The organism is Blautia caccae (assembly GCF_040095955.1).
In the GTDB taxonomy this organism is placed as follows: Bacteria; Bacillota; Clostridia; order Lachnospirales; family Lachnospiraceae; genus Blautia; species Blautia celeris.
Genome location: NZ_JBBMFP010000010.1, coordinates 82,280 through 105,663, shown reverse-complemented (window position 1 = coordinate 105,663; position 23,384 = coordinate 82,280). Strand labels below are relative to the sequence as shown.

Below are 23,384 nucleotides of genomic sequence, written 5' to 3'. Positions count from 1 at the left end.
AAATAACAAAGAACTCAAATCTCGGAATGGAGGGATTTTATGAACATCAGCAAATTTACACAGAAATCACTTCAGGCAGTTCAGGACTTGGAAAAGACAGCTTATGAGTTCGGCAATCAGGAGGTCGAACAGGAGCATTTACTATACAATCTTTTACATCAGGAGGACAGCTTGATCCTGAAACTGATTGAAAAAATGGAAATTCAGAAAGAACACTTTCTGAACAATGTGGAGCGGGCACTGAATGCCCGGACCAAAGTATCCGGCGGTCAGCCGTATATCGGGCAGTATCTGAACAAAGCCCTGGTGAGCGCTGAGGATGAGGCAAAAGCCATGGGAGACGAATACGTCTCTGTGGAGCATCTGTTTCTGGCACTGGTCAACAACCCCAGCCCGTCCATGAAAAAAATCTGGCAGGAGTATGGGATTACAAAAGAACGTTTCCTGCAGGCTTTGAGCACTGTGCGGGGCAACCAGCGGGTGACTACCGACAATCCGGAGGCCACGTATGACACACTGAACAAATACGGCCAGGACCTGGTGGAAAAAGCCAGGGAGCAGAAGCTTGACCCGGTGATCGGCAGGGATGCAGAGATTCGTAATGTCATTCGGATCCTGTCCAGGAAAACAAAAAATAACCCTGTATTGATCGGTGAACCCGGCGTGGGTAAAACTGCCGCTGTGGAGGGCCTGGCGCAGCGAATCGTTCAGGGGGATGTGCCGGAAGGGTTAAAAGATAAGAAGATTTTCGCACTGGATATGGGCGCGCTGGTAGCAGGTGCCAAGTACAGAGGTGAATTTGAGGAGCGTCTGAAAGCCGTACTGGAGGAAGTCAGAAAAAGTGAGGGACAGATCATACTGTTCATCGACGAGCTTCATCTGATCGTAGGTGCAGGCAAGACAGAGGGCGCCATGGATGCAGGCAATATGCTGAAACCCATGCTGGCCAGAGGTGAACTGCACTGTATAGGTGCCACCACTCTGGATGAGTACCGTCAGTATATTGAAAAAGACGCGGCACTTGAACGCCGGTTCCAGCCCGTTATGGTGGATGAGCCGACAGTTGAGGATACCATCTCTATTCTGAGAGGTCTGAAAGAGCGGTATGAAGTCTTCCATGGCGTCAAGATCACAGACGGTGCCCTGGTAGCGGCAGCTACCTTATCGAACCGTTATATTTCCGACAGGTTCCTGCCGGATAAGGCCATTGACCTGGTGGATGAGGCATGTGCGCTTATCAAGACAGAGCTGGATTCCATGCCGACAGAACTGGATGACCTGCGCAGAAGGATCATGCAGATGGAGATTGAGGAGGCGGCTCTGAAAAAAGAAAACGACCGTCTCAGTCAGGACCGTCTGGTGGATCTGCAGAAAGATATGGCAGAGCTGCGCGACGAATTTAACGGTAAGAAAGCCCAGTGGGACAATGAAAAAGCGTCCGTGGAAAAGCTTTCCAAACTGCGCGAGCAGATAGAAGATATGAATAAACAGATTCAGGTTGCTCAGAGAAATTATGACCTGAATGAAGCGGCAAGGCTGCAGTACGGCGAACTTCCGAAACTTCAGAAACAATTAGAGGTGGAAGAGGAAAAAGTAAAGAGTCAGGATCTATCCCTGGTACACGAGAGTGTCACAGATGAGGAGATCGCCAGAATCATCTCCCGCTGGACAGGAATCCCTGTTGCCAAGCTGACAGAAGGGGAAAAGACAAAGATCCTGGGCCTGGAGGATGAACTGCACAAGCGTGTCATCGGTCAGGATGAGGGTGTCCAGAAAGTAACAGATGCCATTATCCGCTCCAAAGCCGGCATCAAGGACCCCACAAAACCAATCGGTTCCTTCCTTTTCCTGGGGCCAACCGGTGTCGGTAAGACAGAGCTTGCCAAGACACTGGCAGCTACCCTGTTTGATGACGAACAGAACATGGTGCGTATTGATATGAGTGAGTACATGGAGAAATATTCCGTGTCACGTCTGATCGGAGCGCCTCCGGGATATGTGGGATACGAGGAGGGCGGACAGCTCACAGAGGCTGTCAGAAGGAAACCTTACTCCGTAGTTCTGTTTGATGAAATTGAAAAGGCACACCCGGATGTCTTCAACGTCCTGCTTCAGGTGCTGGATGACGGCCGTATCACAGATTCCCAGGGACGTACCGTTGACTTTAAGAATACCATCCTGATCATGACATCCAATCTGGGCTCCACCTATCTGCTGGACGGCATTGAGCCAAACGGGGAGATCAGCCAGGAAGCCAGAGATATGGTTGACAGGGATCTGCGGGCACATTTCCGTCCGGAATTCCTAAACCGTCTGGATGAGATCATCATGTTTAAGCCGCTTACCAAGGAGAACATCGGCGGTATTGTGGACCTGCTTGTGGAGGATCTGAACCGCAGGCTGAAAGACCAGGAGCTGTCTTTACGCTTGACAGATGCCGCAAAAGATTATATTATTGAGGGCGGATACGACCCCATCTATGGTGCGCGTCCTCTGAAACGTTACCTGCAGAAATACGTGGAGACACTGACTGCAAAACTCATTCTCTCCGGCAATGTGGGAACAGAGGACACCATTGTCATTGATGTGGAAAATGGTGAACTTACAGCCCGCAGGGCATAAGAGGTGAGAGAGATTATGATACCAAAAGATCCGGTGATGCTTTTAAGCTTTGCAAACATGAAGCTGAGGGATTTCTATTCCTCTCTGGATGACATGTGCGAAGATCTGCAGCTTGACAGAAAAGAACTGGAGAAAAAGCTGGGCGCCATTGATTACGCCTATGATGAAAATGTAAATCAGTTTATTTAGCAATATGTAACGATTCAGCCAGCTGAATCGTTACGGGTATTCGCCCATTAAAAATCGCTTCGCGATGGGGCGAATACCTGCCGCCACTACTCTTTTGCACGGTCAGCGCAGTAAATGCGCAGACCTGACTGAACAGTTACAGCAATATAAGCTATGCCGCACTCCGTGAAAGTACGGGTGTGGACTGAAACAGGAAAAAGCCTGTATACCATGTGACACAAATGGGGTATACAGGCTTTTTTATGTCCTCGGACGCGCGGAGGAGTCAAATGAGTGATATTTTTAAGTCAGACCAGTTATAGAAAAGAAACAGGGAAAAGAATAAGATAGACGTATCAAAGGAACAGAAATGAAGGAGGAAATCACATGAAGAAAAAGATAGCAGCTGCCATACTCACAGCAGCCATGGTATTGTCACTGGCAGCCTGCGGCGGAAGCGGCAGTGAGGGCAAGGAGACAGCATCAGGGGAAGGCGGAAAGGAACCTTATACCGTGACCATGGTACTGCAGGGAAGCCAGCCCGCCGACGAAGAGCGGATCGAGGAAAAGATCAATGAGATTCTGGAAAAGGAAGTGAATGCCAATCTGGACATTGTGGTGCTTCCCTGGGCCAGCGCCGCGCAGCAGCTCCAGCTCATGCTGGCAGGAGATGAAAAAATCGACTGCTTTTATACAAATGCCACAAATGCTATCCAGTACATGCACAGCGGACAGATCATGGATATGTCAGAACTGGTGGACAAATACGGTAAGAACCTGAAGGAAATTTACGGCGAAGATGTACTGAACAGCAATACAGTGGATGGTTTTCTGTACGGCGTACCAAACCAGATCGAAAGAGGAAGTATCCCTGCTGTCTTCATGAGAAAAGACCTGGTGGAGAAGTACGGTATAGATACATCCGCCATCAAAGAACCAAAAGATATGGAATCTGTTTTTGAGACAGTCAAAGCAGGGGAGCCGGACATGACCATGCTGTTTTCCATCAATGAGGGGGATACGCCGCTGACAAGGCTGTTCGGAGGGGACCCCTTGTCAGATGCCAACTATCTGGGCGTACTCATGGATCAGGAAAATGACACCACCATCACCAATTTCTTCGCCAGTGATTGGTATAAGGATACCACCACGATGCTCTATGACTGGTATCAGAAGGGATATATCAGCAAGGACGCCGGAACAGATACAGAAAATTGGCGTACCGTCTGCAAGGCAGGCAATCTGTTTTCTCTGTTTTTTGCCTATCATCCGGGAACTCCTGTGGAATTCAAAAGCTCAACCGGATATGATTTTGAGATTGTTCCGTTCAGGGACTATCCGATCAAAAACTGCCAGACCTACAACGGTATTATCTATTCCATTGCACAGAACTCAGAGAACCCGGAAAAGACCATGGAAACTCTGGATTACATCTATGGAAGCCCTGAGATCATGAATCTGCTGAACTGGGGTGAGGAAGGTGTGGATTATGTCATAGAGGATGAGGAGAACGGCATCATCAACTACCCGGAAGGCATCACCGCCGACAATGTGGGATACAGCCTGAATCTGGGCTGGGAGCTGCCGAACCAGTTCATCGCACATAAGTGGACAGGCTCTGACCCGCAGCTTTGGGAGAAGATGGAGGAATTCAACGATTCCGCAAAAGAGTCAAAGGCAGTCGGCTTCTGCTTTGACAACACCCAGTATGAGAGTCAGGTAGCGGCGCTGGCCAATGTTGTAAAACAGTATACCGGTTCACTGAACAGCGGTTCTGCTGACCCTGAAACGTATCTGCCGGAGTTTTTGGATGCTCTTCAGGCAGCCGGAATTGACGAGATCATCCAGGCAAAACAGGAACAGTTTGACAAATGGCTGGAAGAGAATAAATAGTTACTGTTTATTCTCTGCCCGTCAACAATAAATAGACAGGATCATTTTTGACAGCAGGCTGTCGCTCTAGGAAACAGAAAAAGCTCTTAGCGCGGCAGCCTTTTTGCCGGAAAGAAACCATTCATAAGACAGAGGAGGAGAAATATGAAGAAAAAATCCAGGCTCAGTGTCTACAAGCAACACTGGCCCCTATACCTGATGATGCTGCCGGGACTTTTGTACCTGCTGATCAACAACTATATTCCCATGGGTGGAATTGTGATTGCCTTTAAAAAGCTGAATTTTGCAAAAGGCATATTTGCAAGTCCCTGGTGCGGACTGGATAACTTCAAGTTTTTATTCCAGTCAAAGGATGCCTGGATCATTACCAGAAATACACTGCTTTATAATGTGGCCTTCATTGCCGTAAATATGATAGTAGGTATTGCGGTAGCCATATTGATCTGTGAAGTGCGGAACAATAAAATGAAAAAGCTCTACCAGAGCGCCATTTTGCTGCCTTTCCTCATGTCCATGGTAATACTGAGCTACATTGTTTATGCACTGCTCAGTTCCGAGAACGGCTTGATAAACAACACCATTTTAAGCGCCCTGGGAAAAGAACCGGTGCAGTGGTATCAGCAGCCTAAATACTGGCCGTTTATCCTGGTATTTGCTAACTGCTGGAAGGGCGTTGGGTACGGATGCCTGATCTATATTGCCTCTATTATCGGCATTGACCCGTCCTACTATGAGGCAGCCAGCCTGGACGGTGCAACAAAATGGCAGCAGATCACAAAGATCACCCTGCCAAGTCTGGTACCCACCATTATCACTCTGCTTCTGTTAAATATCGGACGTATTTTCTATTCGGATTTCGGCCTGTTTTATCAGGTGCCTATGAATTCCGGGGTTCTCTTTCCGACGACCAATGTGATCGACACCTATGTGTACAGAGCGCTCATTGAGCGGGGAAATATCAGTATGTCATCCGCGGCAGGCGTGTACCAGTCCATTGTGGGATTTGCCATTGTTATGCTGAGCAATTGGGTCGTGAGAAAAGTAGATAAAGAACAGGCATTGTTTTAGGAGGAGAGAAATGAAAAATTCTGCAAAAGAAAAACGGTATCAGTTTTTCATCAATATAATTCTGATTCTTATGACATTGGTCATTATACTGCCTTTTGTACTGGTGTTCATTTCTTCCGTCACAGATGAAAATACACTGATTCGCAACGGCTACTCATTTTTTCCTGAGAAATTAAGTCTTTACGCTTACCAGTATATTATCAAGCAGGGAGAAAAAATACTGCGCGCGTATGGGATCACCATATTTGTGACGGTCGTGGGCACTATACTGAATATCAGTCTGTCAGCGCTGATGGCATACCCGCTGACCATTAAGACCCTTCCCCACAGAAGGGCACTGACCTTTTTCGTATTTTTCACCATGCTTTTCAATGGCGGCCTGGTACCTACATATCTGATGTATGTGAATTACCTGCATATTAAAAATACGATTTTTGCGCTTCTTCTTCCCAACCTTCTTCTGAGCGCCAACAATGTGCTGATGATACGGAGTTATTTCATTACAAGCATACCGGATGCCCTGTTTGAAGCTGCCAAGATAGACGGGGCAGGGCATATGAAGATATTTACCAGTGTGGTGCTGCCTCTGGGCAAGCCGATTCTTGTGACCATGGGACTCTTTTCCGGACTTGCCTATTGGAACGACTGGACCAATGGTTTATACTATTTATCAGGAAACCAGGGACAGAAGCTGTTCGGCATACAGAACCTTCTGAACCAGATGATCACGGATATCCAATACCTGGCAAGCGGCAAAGTTGTGGGGAATATCGGCGCGGAGGTCGCCAAGCTTCCCACCACATCCATCCGAATGGCCATTGCGTTCATAGCCATGCTGCCGCTGTTTATTGTGTATCCATTCCTTCAAAAATATTTCTCGGAGGGAATCACTCTGGGGGCAGTGAAAGGATAAAAAACGCATGAGGAAAGTTCCGAAATACAGAAAACAAAAAAATATGGCCCAGCAGATGAAGGCCATCCTTATTATTCTCATGGTGGTGCTGGCTGTGTACGTGGGCGTCAGCGCCATGCTGCTTGAAAGAACCAGAAAGCAGGCCATACAGGAGATGGACGAAATGTCAAAGCTCTATACCGATGAATTGGACAACCGTTTCCTGCGGATCAGCCGGAGCCTGTTTTCCAATATCATGGAGAAGAATCAGGGGTATTCTGTATTGGGGGACTATATTGAGATCATGGAGCATTCCGGTGACCCCGTAAAAATAAATAATGCAGTCAGTAACCTGCGGAGAATCTGTCTCTCCTATGCGTGGGAGTATGGCACAGAATACCACTTTTTCCTGTATTTGAAGAAAAATGATATGTTTACCATGCTCACTATGACAGGGGTGGGATATGATATTGATAAAGACCTGGAAGACGCAGTGAGAAACCAGCTGGGGCTCATTGCAGACACTTCCTACTCGGTCAAGAAAAAGTGGAACCAAATGGACTGCGGCGAGGAAAACTATATCTGTAAAATAGCCCAGAACCAGGATGTTTACATGGGTTGTTTTGTGAATGTAAAAAGTATTCTGGAGCCTTTCACTGACACCATCGTAGGCGATGACGGATATGTGCGCCTGGTGGATGCCAGGAACCGGGTGGCGGGTCAGATCACCAGCAAAGGCATAGAACAGGAGCTGGATTTTAGGGAGGCAAACAGCGGATACTCACTCAGCAAAAATCTGAAACAGGCACCCTTTACCATTCAGATGAAGATATCAGGGGACAAGATACTGGGCGTCATGATGGGCAGTCTGGGATTCCTTTTAGTCCTGGCAGCAGCACTGGTCCTGGCCGGAGCCGCGATCCTTTTATACCTGAAAAAGTATCTGCTGGAGCCGGTGAGGGAATTTACGGATAATCTGACAAAATACGATGACGATGATTATACCTTCCACATCACGGAAAACAACCTGATGGAGCTGGAGCAGATTGACGGCAAGTTTAAAAGAATGATACATCAGATCCGACGCCTGAAGATTACCCTGTATGAGCAGGAATTAGAGAAGCAGAAGATAGAGATGGATTATCTGAAGCTGCAGATACGCCCTCATTTTTATCTGAACTGTCTGAATTTTATATACAGCATGATTGATTTCAAGCAGTACGGCAATGCGCAGAAGATGACAAAGACTACCTCAGATTATCTCCAGTATGTATTTCGCAGCACCAGTGGTCTGGTGCCTGTCAAGGCAGAGACAGCGCACTGCGAAGACTATCTGAAAATACTGCTTCTGCGCTATCCGGACAGCTTTGAATACTATATTGAGATCGATGAGGAGGTCGAAAACGGGGAGATATTTCCCTTCATGCTGCAGGTCTTTGTGGAGAACGCGGCGAAGCATGCACTGACACTGGAAGAGAAGATATTGATCTCAGTTACAGCATTTCCGGAGGACAGGGAAGATGGGAAATATATCAATCTGTATATCTCTGACACCGGAAAGGGATTTCCCAAGCATGTTTTGGAAAGGCTTAGGCAGGGGAAGGGAATCAGCGAGAACGGCAGTCATGTGGGGATTGAAAACTGCCTGAAGCGTTTTCATTACTACTACGGCGGACAGGGGGAAATCAATTTTGACAACAGTCCCCTGCAGGGTGCCATAGTGGATATCCATATCCCGTTCCGGGAGCATGGGAAGAAGGAGGCAGACAAAACCGTTCAGGGAGGTACTTATGAATCTGTTATTGGTGGACGATGAGGAATATGTGATAGAGAGTATCAAGAAAAATGTAGATTGGGAACTGCTGAATATAGGGCAGATTTATACGGCATCCTCCATGCAGCAGGCACAGACGGTCATGGGACTTATGCCTATCCATGTGATCGTGAGTGATATTGTCATGCCGAAAGGCAGCGGCTTTGATTTTATGGAATGGGTGCGCAAAGAAGCGTATGAGGTACAGGCTATATTTCTTACCAGCTATGCAGAGTTTGATTTTGCGCGCCGTGCCATTGCCCTGGACAGTGTGGATTATCTGCTGAAGCCCATAGACTTTGAAAAACTCACCGCTGCCATTCAGAAAGCGTCTGACAGGGTAAAGGCTGCGCTAAATTACGAGGCTTATCGTCAGGAGAGCAGAATCTGGGAGCAGAACAGGGAAATCCTTCTGAAAAACTTCTGGTCTGAGCTGCTCACCGGCAGGATAAAACAATCCGCCATAGAGGAGGAAATCAGCAAAAGACATCTGGATCATAAACCGGAGGACAGATTTCTGGCTGTGCTCCTGCACCTGTCCGGCAGAGGGGGAAGAGAAAAAAGAGAGCACTGGGATGAAAACATTCTTTTATTTATCATAAAAAATATTCTGGGGGAATTGGCTGAGGAATATCAGGTGGCTGTGGAAACTGTCCTGCCCTGCCGGAAAGACAGCTATACGGTCATATGCCGGGGCACTGCAGGGAACCTGGAGCGGCTCAGTGAGGAAGGCGTATTTTCCTCCTTCCGGAATCTGCTGAGGGAGCGCATGCAGATGGATATCTGGTGCGGAGCCGGCAGCAGCACCGGGATCGGTGATCTGGCGGACTGCCTTGCCCAACTACAGGAGATGCGGGACAACAGTCTGACCGTGTGGGATAAAGTCCTGTATCTGTCCGATTTCCGGCAGCCCTGCATTGCCTATCAGAATAAACAGCGCACGGTGTGGGAGACTCTTCTCGGCGAGCAGAAACCGGAAGCTCTGATTAACAGCATGCGGCAGTATCTCACAGAGCTTGCGGAGCGTGAACTGATCACGCGTGACATTTTGAAAAGCTTCCGCATGGACATTACCCAGATAACGTATTCCTGGCTTGCCGCAAGGGAGATCAAGGCCCATCTGCTGTTTGCCGGAAGTGAGAACGAACAGTATTACCAGGAGGCCCTGGAGAGTGTGGACGGCGCCATGCAGTTTGCCTCCCATCTGGTGACTGCTGCCGTGGAATATACGAAATATATCAACAAAAGTGAATCTGTGGCAGACCAGCTAAAAGAATACATCGACACACATTACCAGCAGGACATCAGAAGGGAGACTCTGGCAGAGCTTGTGTATCTGAATGTAGATTATATGTCCAGAATCTTCAAAAAAGAGGCCGGTATTTCCATCAGTGCCTATCTGATGCAGAAACGGGTGGAGGAGGCAAAAAATATGCTGACCCGGAGCAGTCTGCCCATCAATACCGTATCCATCTATGTGGGTTACAGCAATTTCTCCTATTTCACAAAAATGTTCCGGGAGAACACAGGATTCTCGCCCCTGGAATACCGCAGAAAATTCAAAATAAACCAGTAAAACAGAGAGGAAAGATCATGACAAAACAACAGTTAACAGAACTTTTAAAAGACATGTCCCTGCAGGAAAAGGTTAACCAGATGCTCCAGGTGGCCGGCAATTTTTACATGGACGACACAGTTATCACAGGCCCTATGAAGGAAAACGGCTTCACAGAGGAGAATATATCCCAGGCCGGTTCTGTTTTAGGTGCCCTTGGCGCGTCAAAAATAAAAGAGATCCAGAAAAACTATATGGAAAAACATCCTCACAAGATTCCGCTGCTCTTTATGCTTGACATCATCAACGGCTTCCGCACCATATTCCCCATTCCCCTGGGGCAGGGCGCCACTTTTGAGCCGGAGCTGTCTGAAAAGTTAGCTGCCGCAGCAGCCAAAGAAGCTGCTGTCAGCGGCCTTCACGTGACATTTGCGCCTATGGTGGACCTGGTCCGTGATGCCCGCTGGGGCAGAGTCATGGAATCCACCGGGGAGGATACCTATCTGAACTGCCTCTTCTCCGAGGCCATGGTCCGGGGCTTTCAGGGGGAGGACCTGAAAGAGCCTTACAACATAGCTGCCTGTGTAAAACATTTTGCGGGATACGGCGCCCCCACGGCAGGCCGTGACTATAACACTGTGGAGCTTTCAGAACATACCCTGCGCGAATTTTACCTTCCCTCCTACAAAGCCGGCATTGACGCAGGTGCAGCCCTGGTCATGACCTCCTTCAACACCATAAACGGAGTCCCTGCAACCGGCAATAAATGGCTCATGCGTCATATCCTGAGAGAGGAGATGGGTTTTGACGGAGTCCTCATATCCGACTGGGCCGCTATCGAGGAGATCATCTACCACGGATACTGTGAAGACAGAAAAGAAGCAGCCATCAGAGCCGCCGAAGCCGGTGTTGACATTGATATGATGACCGGCATCTACTCCGAACATCTGACAGCGCTCATAGAGGAGGGCATCCTCGATGAACAACTGGTGGATGAAGCAGTTCTCCGCATTCTGGAGCTGAAAAACAAACTGGGCCTCTTTGAGAACCCATACAAAGACGCAGACGAGTCCAAAGAAAAAGAAATCATCCTATGTAAGGAACACAAAGCTCTTGCCAGAGAGGCCGCCTGCAAGTCCTTCGTCCTCCTGAAAAACGAGTCTGTCCTTCCCCTGAAAAAAGGAAAGCACATTGCATTCATAGGCCCCTACACAGATAACCGCAGCATGTCAGGCTCCTGGTCCTTCATCGGCCGCCCGGAAGACACCCTGACCCTCCGGGAAGCCGCCCTGGAATCCCTTGACAGCACAGAAGTATCCTTCCATCCCGGCAGTCCGCTCCTTGGAAATGACATCCGTCTGGAAGGCTTCACAGAGCAGACGGAGGAATCCATTTCCCCGGAGCAGCAGCAGAAAATGCTCGCAGAAGCCATAGAAGCCGCAAAAAAAGCAGACCTGGTCATCATGCCTTTAGGCGAGCACTACGTCCAGTCCGGCGAGGCCACCAGCAATGCAAACATACAGATCCCCGAGATCCAGCAGACCCTCTTCAACAAAATTTACGAGGTCAACCAGAACATTGCCGTCATCCTCTTCTCCGGAAGACCCCTGGACATCCGAGAACTTTCCGGTAAAGCAAAAGCCATCCTCCAGGTATGGATGCCGGGCACAGAAGGTGCCCACGCGGTCATGGATGTTCTCACAGGCGCCTTTAACCCCAGCGGCAAACTCCCCATGAGTTTCCCCTACAGCGTCGGCCAGGTCCCGGTCCATTACAACGAATACTCCACCGGCCGCCCCTATACCGGAGCAGACAAAGACCGCTTCCGCTCCAAATACCTGGACATCCCCAATGCCCCCTTATATCCTTTCGGCTACGGCCTGAGCTACACCACCTTCTCCATCTCCCCCATAGAGCTGGACAAGCCCGCAATGACCAAAACCGAAACCATCCAGGCATCCGTAACCATTAAAAACGAAGGTCCCCTTTCCGGAACCGAGGTCATCCAGCTCTACATCCACGACAGAGCCGCCACCGTCGTCCGCCCTGTCAAAGAGCTGAAACACTTCCGCAAGATCCACCTCCACCCCGGTGAATCCCAAAAAGTAACCTTCCACATCACCGACCAGGACCTCCGCTTCCTCACCCAACACTCCCTCCCGGAAAGCGAACCCGGCACCTTCGACCTCTACATAGGCACCGACAGCACCACCACCAACCAAACCCAATTCACCCTCTTACCATAACAAAAAACTAAATACAAATACAAACCCTCTCCCGCTTATCCCTATAACAAGCAGGAGAGGGATTTTTTCTTTTCCTTTCCACAACCCTGCGGCCATCCAATACCCAGGGGAATCCGGTGCGTCGTCGGCGAGGGAGGGCTGTATCCCGGGGGCGATGTCTTAGTGGAGCGTTCGGAAGATCCACCTGCCCCAGACACTTAATGAGGAGGCCATTGCCGACGAATTTAGTGACTGGGAGCAGGTTAGCTTCCGGACAGCGGAACGCTTCGCCCCCGGGATACAGCCCTCCCTCGCCGACGCCGCACCGGATTCCCCGTCCCTCTTGCACCACCCCCCTTTTCGTGATAGTATAAAAAAGAAAAACCCCCACGGAGGCCCCTCATGAGTTCCTACGAAAACTTCGCCCGCGTATACGACCTCTTCATGGACAACATCCCCTATGAAGAATGGTGCGCATATCTCACCGGGCTTTTGAAAGAATATAACATAGAAGACGGCCTGATCCTGGAATTAGGCTGCGGCACCGGCAATGCCACCAGGATCCTGTCATCTTCCGGCTACGACATGATAGCCATTGACAACTCCCCGGATATGCTGGAGATCGCCATGGAGAAAAAAGCGGAGGACGGCCAGGACATCCTCTACCTTCTGCAGGACATGCGCGAATTCGAGCTCTACGGCACTGTGCGGGCAGTAGTCTCCATCTGCGACAGCATGAACTACATCACAGAAAAGGAAGACCTCCTGGAGGTATTCCGTCTGGTCAACAACTACCTGGACCCTAAGGGCATTTTCATATTTGACCTGAACACTTTCTACAAATACAGAGAGATACTGGGCGAACAGACCATAGCGGAGGACCGGGAGGACGCCAGTTTTATCTGGGACAACTATTTTGACGAGGAGGAGAACATCAACGAATACGACCTCTCTCTCTTCATTCCGGAAGAACACGGCGGGGAGATCCTCTACCGCAAATACGAGGAAGTCCACTACCAGAAAGCCTACACCCTGGAGGAGATCAGACAGCTCATAGAGGCATCCGGCATGAAATTCCTCGCCGCTTACGACGCATTCACCCATGACCCGGTAAAGGAAGACAGTGAGCGCGTCTACATCCTTGCACAGGAAAACGGAAAATAAAAGCGATTACTACAGGCAGTACCGGCAAAGATTCGCCTGAGTTATTATAATAAAAGGAGAAAAAACATGGCAGACTATATAGTAAGAGCAACCGCAGCAAACAGCCAGATCCGCGCTTTTGCTGCAACCACAAGAGATTTGACAGAGCACGCCCGAGCAGCGCACAATACAAGCCCGGTGGCAACAGCAGCCCTGGGACGCCTCCTCACCGCAGGAAGCATGATGGGCGTCATGATGAAGGGCGAAAAAGATTTACTGACCCTGCAGGTCAAGGCAGGAGGTCCTCTGGAGGGCATCACCGTGACCGCAGATTCCAAAGGCAATGTGAAAGGCTATGTGGGCAATCCAAATGTCATCCTCCATGCAAATGACAAGGGAAAGCTGGACGTGGCAGGAGCCGTAGGTGTGGGCTTCATGAATGTGATCAAAGATATGGGTCTGAAGGAGCCGTATGTAGGCCAGACCGTGCTGCAGACCAGTGAGATCGCCGAGGATCTGACCTATTATTTCGCTACCAGCGAACAGGTTCCCTCATCCGTAGGCCTTGGTGTCCTCATGGAAAAGGATAACACGGTAAAACAGGCCGGCGGCTTTATCATCCAGCTTATGCCCTTTACAGAGGAATCGGTCATCAGTCAGCTGGAAGAAAATCTGAAGGATGTAACCTCCGTCACAACCATGCTGGAGGAAGGCCATACACCGGAATCCCTGCTGAATACCCTGCTGAAAGGCTTTGATATAGAGATTAATGAGACGATTCCCACACAATTTTACTGCAACTGCGATAAAGACCGGGTGGAAAAAGCATTGATCAGCGTAGGCAGAAAAGAGCTGCAGGAAATGATCGATGAGGGGAAAGAGATAGAGATGAACTGTCACTTCTGCAACAGAAATTACACATTCTCTGTGGAAGAGCTGAAAAATATATTAAAACGCTGCAAAAGAGGGTAAAGAAAGGTCAGGTACAATATGAGAGATGGTTTTATCAAAGTGGCGGCCGCAACACCGGATATACTGGTAGCAGACTGTGCACACAACAGACAGGAAATTGTGGAGAAGGCCAGGGAAATGGCCGGGAACGGGGCAAAGATCCTGGTGTTCCCGGAGCTTTGTCTGACAGGATATACCTGCCAGGACCTGTTTTGGCAGGGAGCTCTTTTACACAGGGCAGAGGAGGAGCTGAAGACAATCCAGAGAGAGCTTCAGGATGTGGACGGTCTGATCTTCATCGGACTTCCCCTGAGGCATAAAGGCAAGCTCTACAATGCGGCGGCAGTGCTGAACCAGGGCAGGATACTGGGATTTGTCCCCAAGCACCATCTGCCCAATTACGGTGAATTTTACGAGGCCAGATACTTTGTTCCTGGCCAGGCATTTGACGGATATGTGGACTGGCAGGGGGAGAAAGTTCCCTTTGGACAGAATCTGCTGTTCCACTGTGCGGAAGTACCGGGACTCTGTGTGGCAGCAGAAATCTGCGAAGACTTGTGGGCACCGAATCCGCCCAGTATTTTCCATGCCATGGCAGGAGCCACTTTGATCGTCAATCTCTCAGCCAGCGACGAGACCACAGGAAAGGATGCCTACCGAAGAGAACTGGTAGGTGGACAGTCCGCCCGCCTCATCTGCGGATATGTATATACAACCGCAGGCAACGGGGAGTCCACCCAGGATCTGGTATTCGGAGGACAGAATCTGATCGCGGAGAACGGAACCATTCTGCGGGAGGCAAAACGCTTTGCCAATGAGACCATTTACGGTGAAATTGATGTGGAGCGCCTGGAAAGCGAGAGAAGAAGGATCTCTACCTGGCAGCCGGAATCCAAGGAGGAATATACACAGATTTCCTTCCATGTGAAACAGGAGCAGACAGCCCTGTCCCGTTTCTTTGACCCCAGCCCCTTTGTGCCGGATGATAAAAAAGACAGAGAGAGAAGATGTGATGAGATCCTCACCATGCAGGCCATGGGTCTTAAAAAACGTCTGGACCATACAGGATGCAAAGCTGCAGTTCTGGGCATTTCCGGCGGTCTGGATTCCACCCTTGCCCTTCTGGTGACTGCAAGAGCCTTTGATCTGTGCGGTCTTGCCAGAAGCCAGATCACAGCGGTGACCATGCCCTGCTTCGGCACCACGGACAGGACATATACCAATGCCTGTGAACTCACAAGAAGGCTGGGAGCCACGCTTCGTGAGGTTGACATAAAAAAGGCAGTGCTGCAGCATTTTGAGGACATCGGTCATGACTATCAGGACCACAGTGTGACCTTTGAAAACGCACAGGCCAGGGAGAGGACCCAGGTTATTATGGACATTGCCAACAGCTGCGGCGGCCTTGTGATCGGAACAGGGGATTTGTCGGAGCTGGCTCTCGGATGGGCAACTTACAACGGGGACCATATGTCCATGTACGGGGTAAACGGCTCTGTGCCGAAGACTCTCGTCCGCCATCTGGTGCGCTATTACGCGGATACCTGCGGGGAACCGGAACTGGCAGCCATTCTGGAGGATGTGCTGGATACACCGGTGAGCCCTGAGCTGCTTCCGCCCACGGACGGTGTTATTTCCCAGAAGACAGAGGATTTGGTGGGCCCCTACGAGCTGCACGATTTCTTCCTGTATTATATGATGCGTTTCCAGTTCGGTCCCGCTAAGATCTACCGCATAGCCAGAATCGCCTTCGCGGGCATGTATCATGACGAAGTGATACTGAAATGGCTGAAGAAATTTTACTGGAGATTTTTCTCCCAGCAGTTTAAGCGTTCCTGCCTGCCGGACGGTCCAAAAGTGGGCAGCGTGGCAGTGTCACCCAGAGGAGATCTGCGGATGCCCAGTGACGCATCTGTGAGGATCTGGATGGATGAGTTGGAGACTCTGGGATAAGCGGATAAGGCCAGAGGATAGAAAGGGGGCGCAGGATTTGCGGACGAATAAAATGCGTGCTGTAGTGTATCAGGGGAAAGGCGCGGTATCTCTGGAGGAGCGTGATATCCCTGTGATCCGGGACCCGGGGGATGCTATTGTGAAAGTGACACTTACCACCATATGCTCCAGCGATATTCATATAAAACACGGTGCAGTGCCGAAAGCCGTACCGGGAACCATCCTGGGGCACGAGTTTGTCGGACAGGTGGTGGAAACAGGAAGCGCGGTGAAGAAGGTGAAGCCCGGAGACAGAGTGGCTGTCAATGTGGAGACTTTCTGCGGGGAGTGCTTTTTCTGCAGGCGCGGGTTTGTGAACAACTGTGAGCATGAAAACGGAGGCTGGGCTCTCGGATGCCGCATAGACGGAGGACAGGCGGAATACTGCCGCATTCCCTGTGCGGACAATGGACTGACTAAGATACCGGACCATGTGACCGATGAGGAGGCTCTTTTTACCGGGGATATACTCTCCACCGGCTACTGGGCTGCCAGACTGGGTGAGGTAAAGCCGGCAGATACAGTTGTGGTTATAGGAGCCGGCCCCACCGGACTCTGTACCATGATGTGTGCCCGGCTGTACAGTCCTGCCAAGATCGTCGCCATAGACGTAGATGAAAGCAGACTGGAACTGGCGAAAAGACAGGGGCTTGCCGATGTGACGGTATGTCCCGCGGAAGAGCTCTGCCGCTATGGGGCAGAGGATTATGCCGATGTTGCGGGGAAGGTACAGGAGACTGTTGTGCAGCGTGTCCTTGCAGAGAGCCACGGAAGAGGCGCAGATGTGGTATTTGAGGCCGCAGGCGGAACGGATACCTTTGAGCTGGCCTGGAAGACAGCCAGGCCCAACGCGGTTGTGGTGATCGCTGCCATGTATGAAAGAGATCAGACTCTGCCCCTGCCGCAGATGTACGGCAGGAATCTGACTTTTAAAACAGGCGGAGTGGACGGCTGCTATTGTGAGGAGATCATGGAGCTTCTGGCGGCAAAGAAGCTGGATACAGGATGCCTGATCACCCACAGGACCCGTCTGGAAGATATTATGAAGGCATATGAGATATTTGAACAAAAAAAGGACGGCGTGATAAAATACGCGGTAAAACCATAAGAATGCGGACAAAATAAGACCGCAGAAGGAGAACGATATGGAAAAATTAAGAGTGGGTGTATTGAGCACAGGAAATATTGCAGCCACTATGGCGGAGACACTCCGCTGTATGGAGGATGTGGAGCTGTATGCAGTGGCATCCAGATGTCAGGAGAAGGCAGACGCGTTTGCAGAAAAATACGGATTTGAAAAGGCATTCAGTACATATGAAGAGATGGCAGCAGATGAGAAGGTAGACCTGGTCTATGTGGCAACCCCAATCTCAGAACACTGTTCCCATGTGAAAATGCTGCTTGAAAACGGCAGGAACGTCCTGTGCGAGAAGGCATTTGCCGTAAATGCCCGGGAGGCCGAAGAGATGACTGCGCTCTCAAAAGAAAAGGGACTGCTTCTGGCAGAGGCCATGTGGGTCAGATATATGCCCATGGCAAGGACACTGCAGGAGGTACTTGCCTCCGGTGCCATCGGCACACCGTATACCCTGACCGCTAACCTGGGATATCTGCTGGAGTCAGTACCCAGGATGATGAAGCCTGAACTGGCAGGCGGCGCCCTTTTGGATGTAGGTGTCTACACTCTGACATTTGCATCTATTGCGTTCGGGGATGACATCTCCTCCATTGACACTTCCGTCATTATGACAGACACGGGAGTGGACGCACAGAGCAGCATAACCATTAGCTATCCGGATGGGAAGATGTCGGTGCTGAACAGTTCCCTCCGCGCCCTTTCCGACAGACAGGGAATCATTTACGGGACAAAGGGCTTTCTGGTTGTGGAAAACATCAATAATTTCGAATCCATCACAGTCTATAATGAAAAACGGGAAGTGACAGCCAGATATGACCAGCCAAAACAGATCAGCGGCTATGAATACGAGGTAAGGGCCTGCAAAAAGGCCATAGAAGAGGGGATGTGCGAATGCCCGGATATGCCCCACAGCGAAACGATCCGCATTATGGAGCAGATGGATGCTGTCCGTGAGAAATGGGGCTTTCGTTATCCAATGGAAAAATAAGAAAATACCGGTTGACTTTTCCTTACTGCAAATGTAGTATATAGATAGATACTACATTTGTAGAAAAAGGGAGGAGTACAAGAATGATTAAAAAAAGAGGGATTGTCCTTGCTGCATCCATGGCTGTGCTTCTGTTTGCAGTCACCGGTCTTATGGGATGTTCTTCAAAAGAGAACGACAAGTCTGACAAGAAAACAGAGACCCGGGAGGAAACCGGAAAAGAAGAAAAAACAGATGCAAAAGGGGATACCGCGGAGAAGGCAGCCATAGAGACCGGGAAGCTGGAGAAAATGCTGCCGATCTTTGACTCCGTGATACGCTTTCAGGCACAAAGCCGGGAGCCGCTTGAATACAGCGCTTCTGACAGTAAATATGTATGGGGAGTCCTGAACCGCATTATCACAGATTACGCCAGAGTCGGCGATAACGGAGTGGATTACACAGAGGATTCCTCCATGAAACGTGTCCCGTCCGGAGTGGTAAAAGAATATGCCCAGGGACTGTTTGCAGGTATTGAAACACTGCCTGAACTTACGGCGGACTTAGAGCAGGAGATGGGTATAGAATCCGTGGAAAATGAATATCTCTTTGCGCTTGGTGACCAGGTAGAAATGACTGTCTCCATACAGGACTATAAAGAAGGCACAGACGGGGGCTGGATCGTAAATGTGAGTTCACATTATCCATATCCGGCATCCTCCGATACACCGTCAGCCGTGAGTTCCTTTCGCATTGTGGAGAACCCTTACGGCGGACTGTTTCCCTATGCGGTGAAGGAGGTCATATCTGCAGCGGTGCCCGAAAATGCTGTTTCTGGTGAGGAGCAGGGAGAAGTTTCCGGGGAACAGGAGAATCCTTCCGATACACCGGAAACACCGGACTCTGAGAATCAGGAATCCAACAGCGGAGAACAGGAACAGCCGGAACAAAACGGGCAGGATTCAGACCCTGCGGATACCGATTCTGACGATGATATGTCCATTGATGAGTATGTGGAAAAATACGGGGAAGAGAAAGCTCTGGAAAAGTACGGGGAAGTTCCGTTTAATAAGTATTATTTAAGACCAAAGGAAGCCAGAGAGAAGATGGAAGAAGAGGAAAGGGAAAAAGGGACAGAGGAGGATTCAGGATCTGCAGAACAGAATACAGATGAAACACAGTGAGTGCCGGAACTGAGATTTAAAGCAGGCAGCGGGGAACGTATATGGGTACGTTCCCCTTTTTGCTGTATAAAAAAATCCGGGATTTTCATTATGTTATTTTGACTGAATTTATCAAATGTGTTTTGTGCATAAAAACGAAGAAAAAGAAATAAACAAGTGAAATATGCAATGATACATTCGATATATATTGTGCGTTGTATCAATTATGCGCAAAAGGTATTGCGGCTAAAATACGCATATGCTATGATGTCAAAATAAATATGGAGAACCAGGAGGAACAGACATGATACGGAAATATACATACGGAAATCCTTTTTGTACGGACGCGGTTGTAAAGGATATGGCGGCAGAGACCCAGACTCTGCCATATCTGCAAAAGGCAGAGCAGGACGGCAGGCTTATATTTTCCTGCAGCCTTGGGGAAAAGGACCTGGTGTACGGACTGGGGGAAAATGTAAGAGGGATCAACAAGCGGGGATGGCTTTACCGAAGCTGCTGTGCAGATGAGCCAAACCATCTGGAGGACAGGCATTCTCTGTACGCATCCCACAACTTTTTAGTGATTGCCGGTGAGACGACCTTTGGCGTCTTTTTTGATTATCCGGGCATTATCAGCTTTGACGTGGGCTATACCCACATGGATGAGCTGGTGATCACACTGGAGGAACCGGATGCGGATGTCTATATTCTGGAGGGCAGCGATATCCGGCAGATCGTAAAGGAGTTCAGGGGTCTGATCGGCAGAAGTTATATTCCGCCCAGATGGGCATTCGGATACCAGCAGAGCCGCTGGGGTTATAAATGTGAGGCGGACATCAGGGAGGTGGCAGAGGGCCACAGGAAGAATCATCTGCCTCTTGACAGCATTTACCTTGATATTGATTACATGGAGCGGTATAAGGACTTCACCATTGACGAGGAGCGTTTTCCGGATTTTGAAGGTCTGGTGAGGGATATGAAGGCGCAGAATATCCGTCTGGTGCCTATCATTGATGCCGGTGTGAAAGTGGAAAAAGGCTATTCCGTCTATGAGGAAGGTTTGGAGAAGGGATATTTCTGCAAAGACGAAGACGGAAAAGAATTTATCGCCGGTGTGTGGCCGGGACAAGTGCATTTTCCTGATGTGCTGAACAAAGACGCCAGGGAGTGGTTTGGAAACCAATATAAGTTTTTGCTGGATAAGGGGATTGAAGGCTTCTGGAATGATATGAACGAGCCCAGCATCTTCTTTGCCCAGGACCGCATGGATGACACCATTGACGCCATTGCAGAGCTGAAAGGAAAGAACCTGGACCTGGATACCTTCCAGAAATTTACCGGTCTGGTGGACGGTCTGGCAAATAATACAGAGGATTTTAAAAAGTTCTATCACAAGACGGATGCAGGACAGATGCGCCACGACAAGGTTCATAACCTGTTCGGCTATAATATGACCAGAGCGGCAGGGGAAGCCTTTGAGCGTCTGTGCCCTGACAAGAGGATACTCATGTTCTCCCGCTCCTCTTACGTGGGAATGCACCGCTACGGCGGTATCTGGACAGGAGATAACAAGTCCTGGTGGCAGCACCTGCTTCTCAACCTGAAGATGATGCCGAGCCTTAACATGGTGGGGATTCTCTACACAGGCGCCGATATCGGAGGATTCGGTTCTGACACCACGGAAGACCTGGTAATGCGCTGGATCCAGCTTGCCATGTTCTCACCGCTTATGAGGAATCACACGGCACTGGGAACCAGAATGCAGGAGGTCTATCAGTTTGACCATATGGACCGGTTCCGGGATATTCTGGGACTGCGCTACGGCATGCTGCCCTATATTTACAGCGAATATATGAAGGCGGCCCTGCGCGGCGAGATGTATTTTACACCGCTGTCCTTTGTTTACACGGAAGATGAATTTGCACCCCAGGTGGAGGACCAGCTTCTTGTGGGAGACAGCCTTATGATAGCTCCTGTGTACAGTCAGAACGCGGAGGGAAGATATGTGTATCTGCCGGAGGAGATGGCGCTTCTGCGTTTCCGGAGCCTGACGGACTTTGACAAGGAAATCCTGCCGGCAGGCCATCATTATGTGAAAGCAGGTCTGTATGAGATGCTGGTATTTGTGCGCCCGGATAAGATTCTTCTGCTGTCTGAAGGCGGAGAATCCACGGAAGATGTGGATACGGATTCCGTAAAAGCCCTGGCATTCGTAAAAGAGAAGGCTGTTTACGAGTGGTATGAGGATGACGGAAAAGGGAAAGACTTTGAAAACCCGGCGAATTATGGTATGATTGAAATCGACAAGGCAGGAACCTGTGTGTATACAGGCTGCCGGAAGAAAGAGATTCAAGCTGAAATACTGTAAACAGATTGGGGATTTAAGAATGATTACAATAAAAGAGATAGCCAATATGCTGAATGTGAGCACCACCACGGTGTCAAATGTTATCCACGGCAAGACAAAAGAGGTATCACCTGCCAATGTGGAGCGTATCCGGAAGGTTCTGGATGAGTATGACTATATGCCCAACATCAATGCCCGCAACCTGGCAAGCAACCGCTCTAAGATCATCGGTATGGTGGTAAAGGTCAATGGAAAGGAAAATCCGTTTAAAGACCAGTTTTTTGGGGAGCTGCTGGGTGCAGTGGAGGACCGTGTGAGAAGCAGAGGCTATAATCTGATGGTCTACGCACTGAATGATGTCCGGCAGGTCCAGAAATTTATCCTGTCATGGAATATGGATGGACTGGTGACCTGCGGTTTTGTGGAAGGGGAAATCTCATACCTGCAGGAACGTTACAAAAAGCCGATTGTGATCATTGACGATTATGATACAAATGATCTGGAGCGCTGCATCAATATCCGGCTGGAGGATAAGAAAGCCGCCTATGAGATGACAAAATATGTCATCGGATGCGGTCATAAAAAAATCGCGTTTCTTGCCGATAATAATGTGAACCTGGATCATCAGCGGTTCCTGGGATACTGCCAGGCCATGGATGAGGCCGGACTTTTTGGCAGCGAGGAAAATTTTCTGAAAATATGTCCCGGAAACAGGGGAGAGAAGAACAATCTGGATGAGCTGTATGAGAAATCCTTTGCCTATACGGCGATCATATGTTCTTCGGATTATTATGCCGCAATGCTCCTCAATACTTTTCAAGACAGAGGGAGAAAGATTCCGGATGACATATCCATCACCGGCTTTGATGACGTGGAGTACGCCTCCCTGGTAAGGCCGGCACTCACCACTGTGCGCCAGGATATCCAGGAAAAAGGACTGGTGGCGGTTGATATGCTTGTAAAAATGTTGGAGGAAAACCCCAAGGACATGGAGACACTGGTTGTCCTTCCCACACAGATGGTCATTCGTGATTCTGTAAAAAGGATCAACGGGTAAGAAAGTAAAATAATAGTAACTGTTCTGTCAGGTCTGCGCATTTACTGCGCTGACCGTGCAAAAGAGTAGTGGCGGCAAGTATTCGCCCCATCGCGAAGCGATTTTTAATGGGCGAATACCCGTAACGATTCAGCTGGCTGAATCGTTACAAATAATATACCGTATGGCTGCAGAGATACTGCCGCCATACGGTATTTTTTTTGTTTTTTTATGGATTGTGTACAATGTGAATGACATAAGAAAAGGGCAGCAGCAGAGAATGTAGAATATAAGCTTATGCGCAAAAGTATTAAAGTGTCGAATGAACAGAAAAAGGTTTTGCGAAAAACCTTTTGTAAAAATTATACAAAAATATAGGCTGAATACCAGGAAAATGGGAAGTGTTTCTGT

General features: G+C 49.4%; 16 protein-coding genes. All 16 read left to right on the top strand.

Going from position 1 to position 23,384, the window contains the following annotated elements; genetic code table 11:
• The first annotated feature begins 39 nt into the window (after positions 1 to 39).
• The 16 genes from clpB (at position 40) to WMO65_RS12715 (ending at position 22,994) form a co-directional block, all read left to right on the top strand.
• Positions 40 to 2,622, top strand: coding sequence for an ATP-dependent chaperone ClpB (gene clpB, locus WMO65_RS12790; RefSeq protein ID WP_033141394.1), 2,583 nt, complete (start codon positions 40 to 42; stop codon positions 2,620 to 2,622).
• Between the two features lie 15 nt (positions 2,623 to 2,637).
• Positions 2,638 to 2,811, top strand: a complete 174-nt coding sequence (locus WMO65_RS12785; protein ID WP_081960325.1) for a DUF4250 domain-containing protein — start codon at positions 2,638 to 2,640, stop codon at positions 2,809 to 2,811.
• A gap of 366 nt (positions 2,812 to 3,177) precedes the next feature.
• Complete coding sequence (locus WMO65_RS12780) at positions 3,178 to 4,683, top strand: ABC transporter substrate-binding protein (protein ID WP_148392840.1); 1,506 nt, start codon at positions 3,178 to 3,180, stop codon at positions 4,681 to 4,683.
• A 144-nt stretch (positions 4,684 to 4,827) separates the two neighbouring features.
• Positions 4,828 to 5,751, top strand: a complete 924-nt coding sequence (locus tag WMO65_RS12775) for an ABC transporter permease (RefSeq protein WP_033139190.1) — start codon at positions 4,828 to 4,830, stop codon at positions 5,749 to 5,751.
• Positions 5,752 to 5,761: 10 nt separating this feature from the next.
• Entirely contained in the window at positions 5,762 to 6,664 is a 903-nt protein-coding gene (locus tag WMO65_RS12770; RefSeq protein WP_033139191.1) for a carbohydrate ABC transporter permease, read from the top strand.
• 7 nt (positions 6,665 to 6,671) lie between these two features.
• Positions 6,672 to 8,459, top strand: coding sequence for a sensor histidine kinase (locus WMO65_RS12765; RefSeq protein ID WP_148392841.1), 1,788 nt, complete (start codon positions 6,672 to 6,674; stop codon positions 8,457 to 8,459).
• Positions 8,434 to 10,032, top strand: coding sequence for a response regulator transcription factor (locus WMO65_RS12760; RefSeq protein WP_187370610.1), 1,599 nt, complete (start codon positions 8,434 to 8,436; stop codon positions 10,030 to 10,032). The genes WMO65_RS12765 and WMO65_RS12760 overlap by 26 nt, the downstream gene beginning before the upstream one ends.
• A gap of 17 nt (positions 10,033 to 10,049) precedes the next feature.
• Positions 10,050 to 12,257, top strand: coding sequence for a beta-glucosidase BglX (gene bglX / locus WMO65_RS12755; RefSeq protein WP_148392843.1), 2,208 nt, complete (start codon positions 10,050 to 10,052; stop codon positions 12,255 to 12,257).
• 381 nt (positions 12,258 to 12,638) lie between these two features.
• Positions 12,639 to 13,400: a class I SAM-dependent DNA methyltransferase gene (locus WMO65_RS12750; protein ID WP_033139195.1), complete on the top strand. Its 762-nt coding sequence runs from the start codon at positions 12,639 to 12,641 to the stop codon at positions 13,398 to 13,400.
• A 66-nt stretch (positions 13,401 to 13,466) separates the two neighbouring features.
• On the top strand, positions 13,467 to 14,351 hold the full coding sequence (gene hslO, locus WMO65_RS12745) for an Hsp33 family molecular chaperone HslO (protein WP_033139196.1): 885 nt from the start codon (positions 13,467 to 13,469) through the stop codon (positions 14,349 to 14,351).
• Between the two features lie 18 nt (positions 14,352 to 14,369).
• Positions 14,370 to 16,283, top strand: coding sequence for an NAD(+) synthase (locus tag WMO65_RS12740; RefSeq protein WP_148392845.1), 1,914 nt, complete (start codon positions 14,370 to 14,372; stop codon positions 16,281 to 16,283).
• A gap of 52 nt (positions 16,284 to 16,335) precedes the next feature.
• Positions 16,336 to 17,430 carry an alcohol dehydrogenase gene (locus tag WMO65_RS12735; RefSeq protein WP_148392904.1) on the top strand — a complete coding sequence of 365 codons (1,095 nt, stop codon included), beginning with the start codon at positions 16,336 to 16,338 and terminating at the stop codon, positions 17,428 to 17,430.
• 37 nt (positions 17,431 to 17,467) lie between these two features.
• Entirely contained in the window at positions 17,468 to 18,448 is a 981-nt protein-coding gene (locus WMO65_RS12730; protein ID WP_148392846.1) for a Gfo/Idh/MocA family protein, read from the top strand.
• An 83-nt stretch (positions 18,449 to 18,531) separates the two neighbouring features.
• Positions 18,532 to 19,611 (top strand): hypothetical protein, encoded by a 1,080-nt coding sequence (locus WMO65_RS12725; RefSeq protein WP_033139200.1) that lies wholly within the window; start codon positions 18,532 to 18,534, stop codon positions 19,609 to 19,611.
• A 283-nt stretch (positions 19,612 to 19,894) separates the two neighbouring features.
• Positions 19,895 to 21,958 (top strand): glycoside hydrolase family 31 protein, encoded by a 2,064-nt coding sequence (locus tag WMO65_RS12720; protein ID WP_148392847.1) that lies wholly within the window; start codon positions 19,895 to 19,897, stop codon positions 21,956 to 21,958.
• A 19-nt stretch (positions 21,959 to 21,977) separates the two neighbouring features.
• On the top strand, positions 21,978 to 22,994 hold the full coding sequence (locus tag WMO65_RS12715; protein WP_148392848.1) for a LacI family DNA-binding transcriptional regulator: 1,017 nt from the start codon (positions 21,978 to 21,980) through the stop codon (positions 22,992 to 22,994).
• The last annotated feature ends 390 nt before the right edge of the window (positions 22,995 to 23,384 follow it).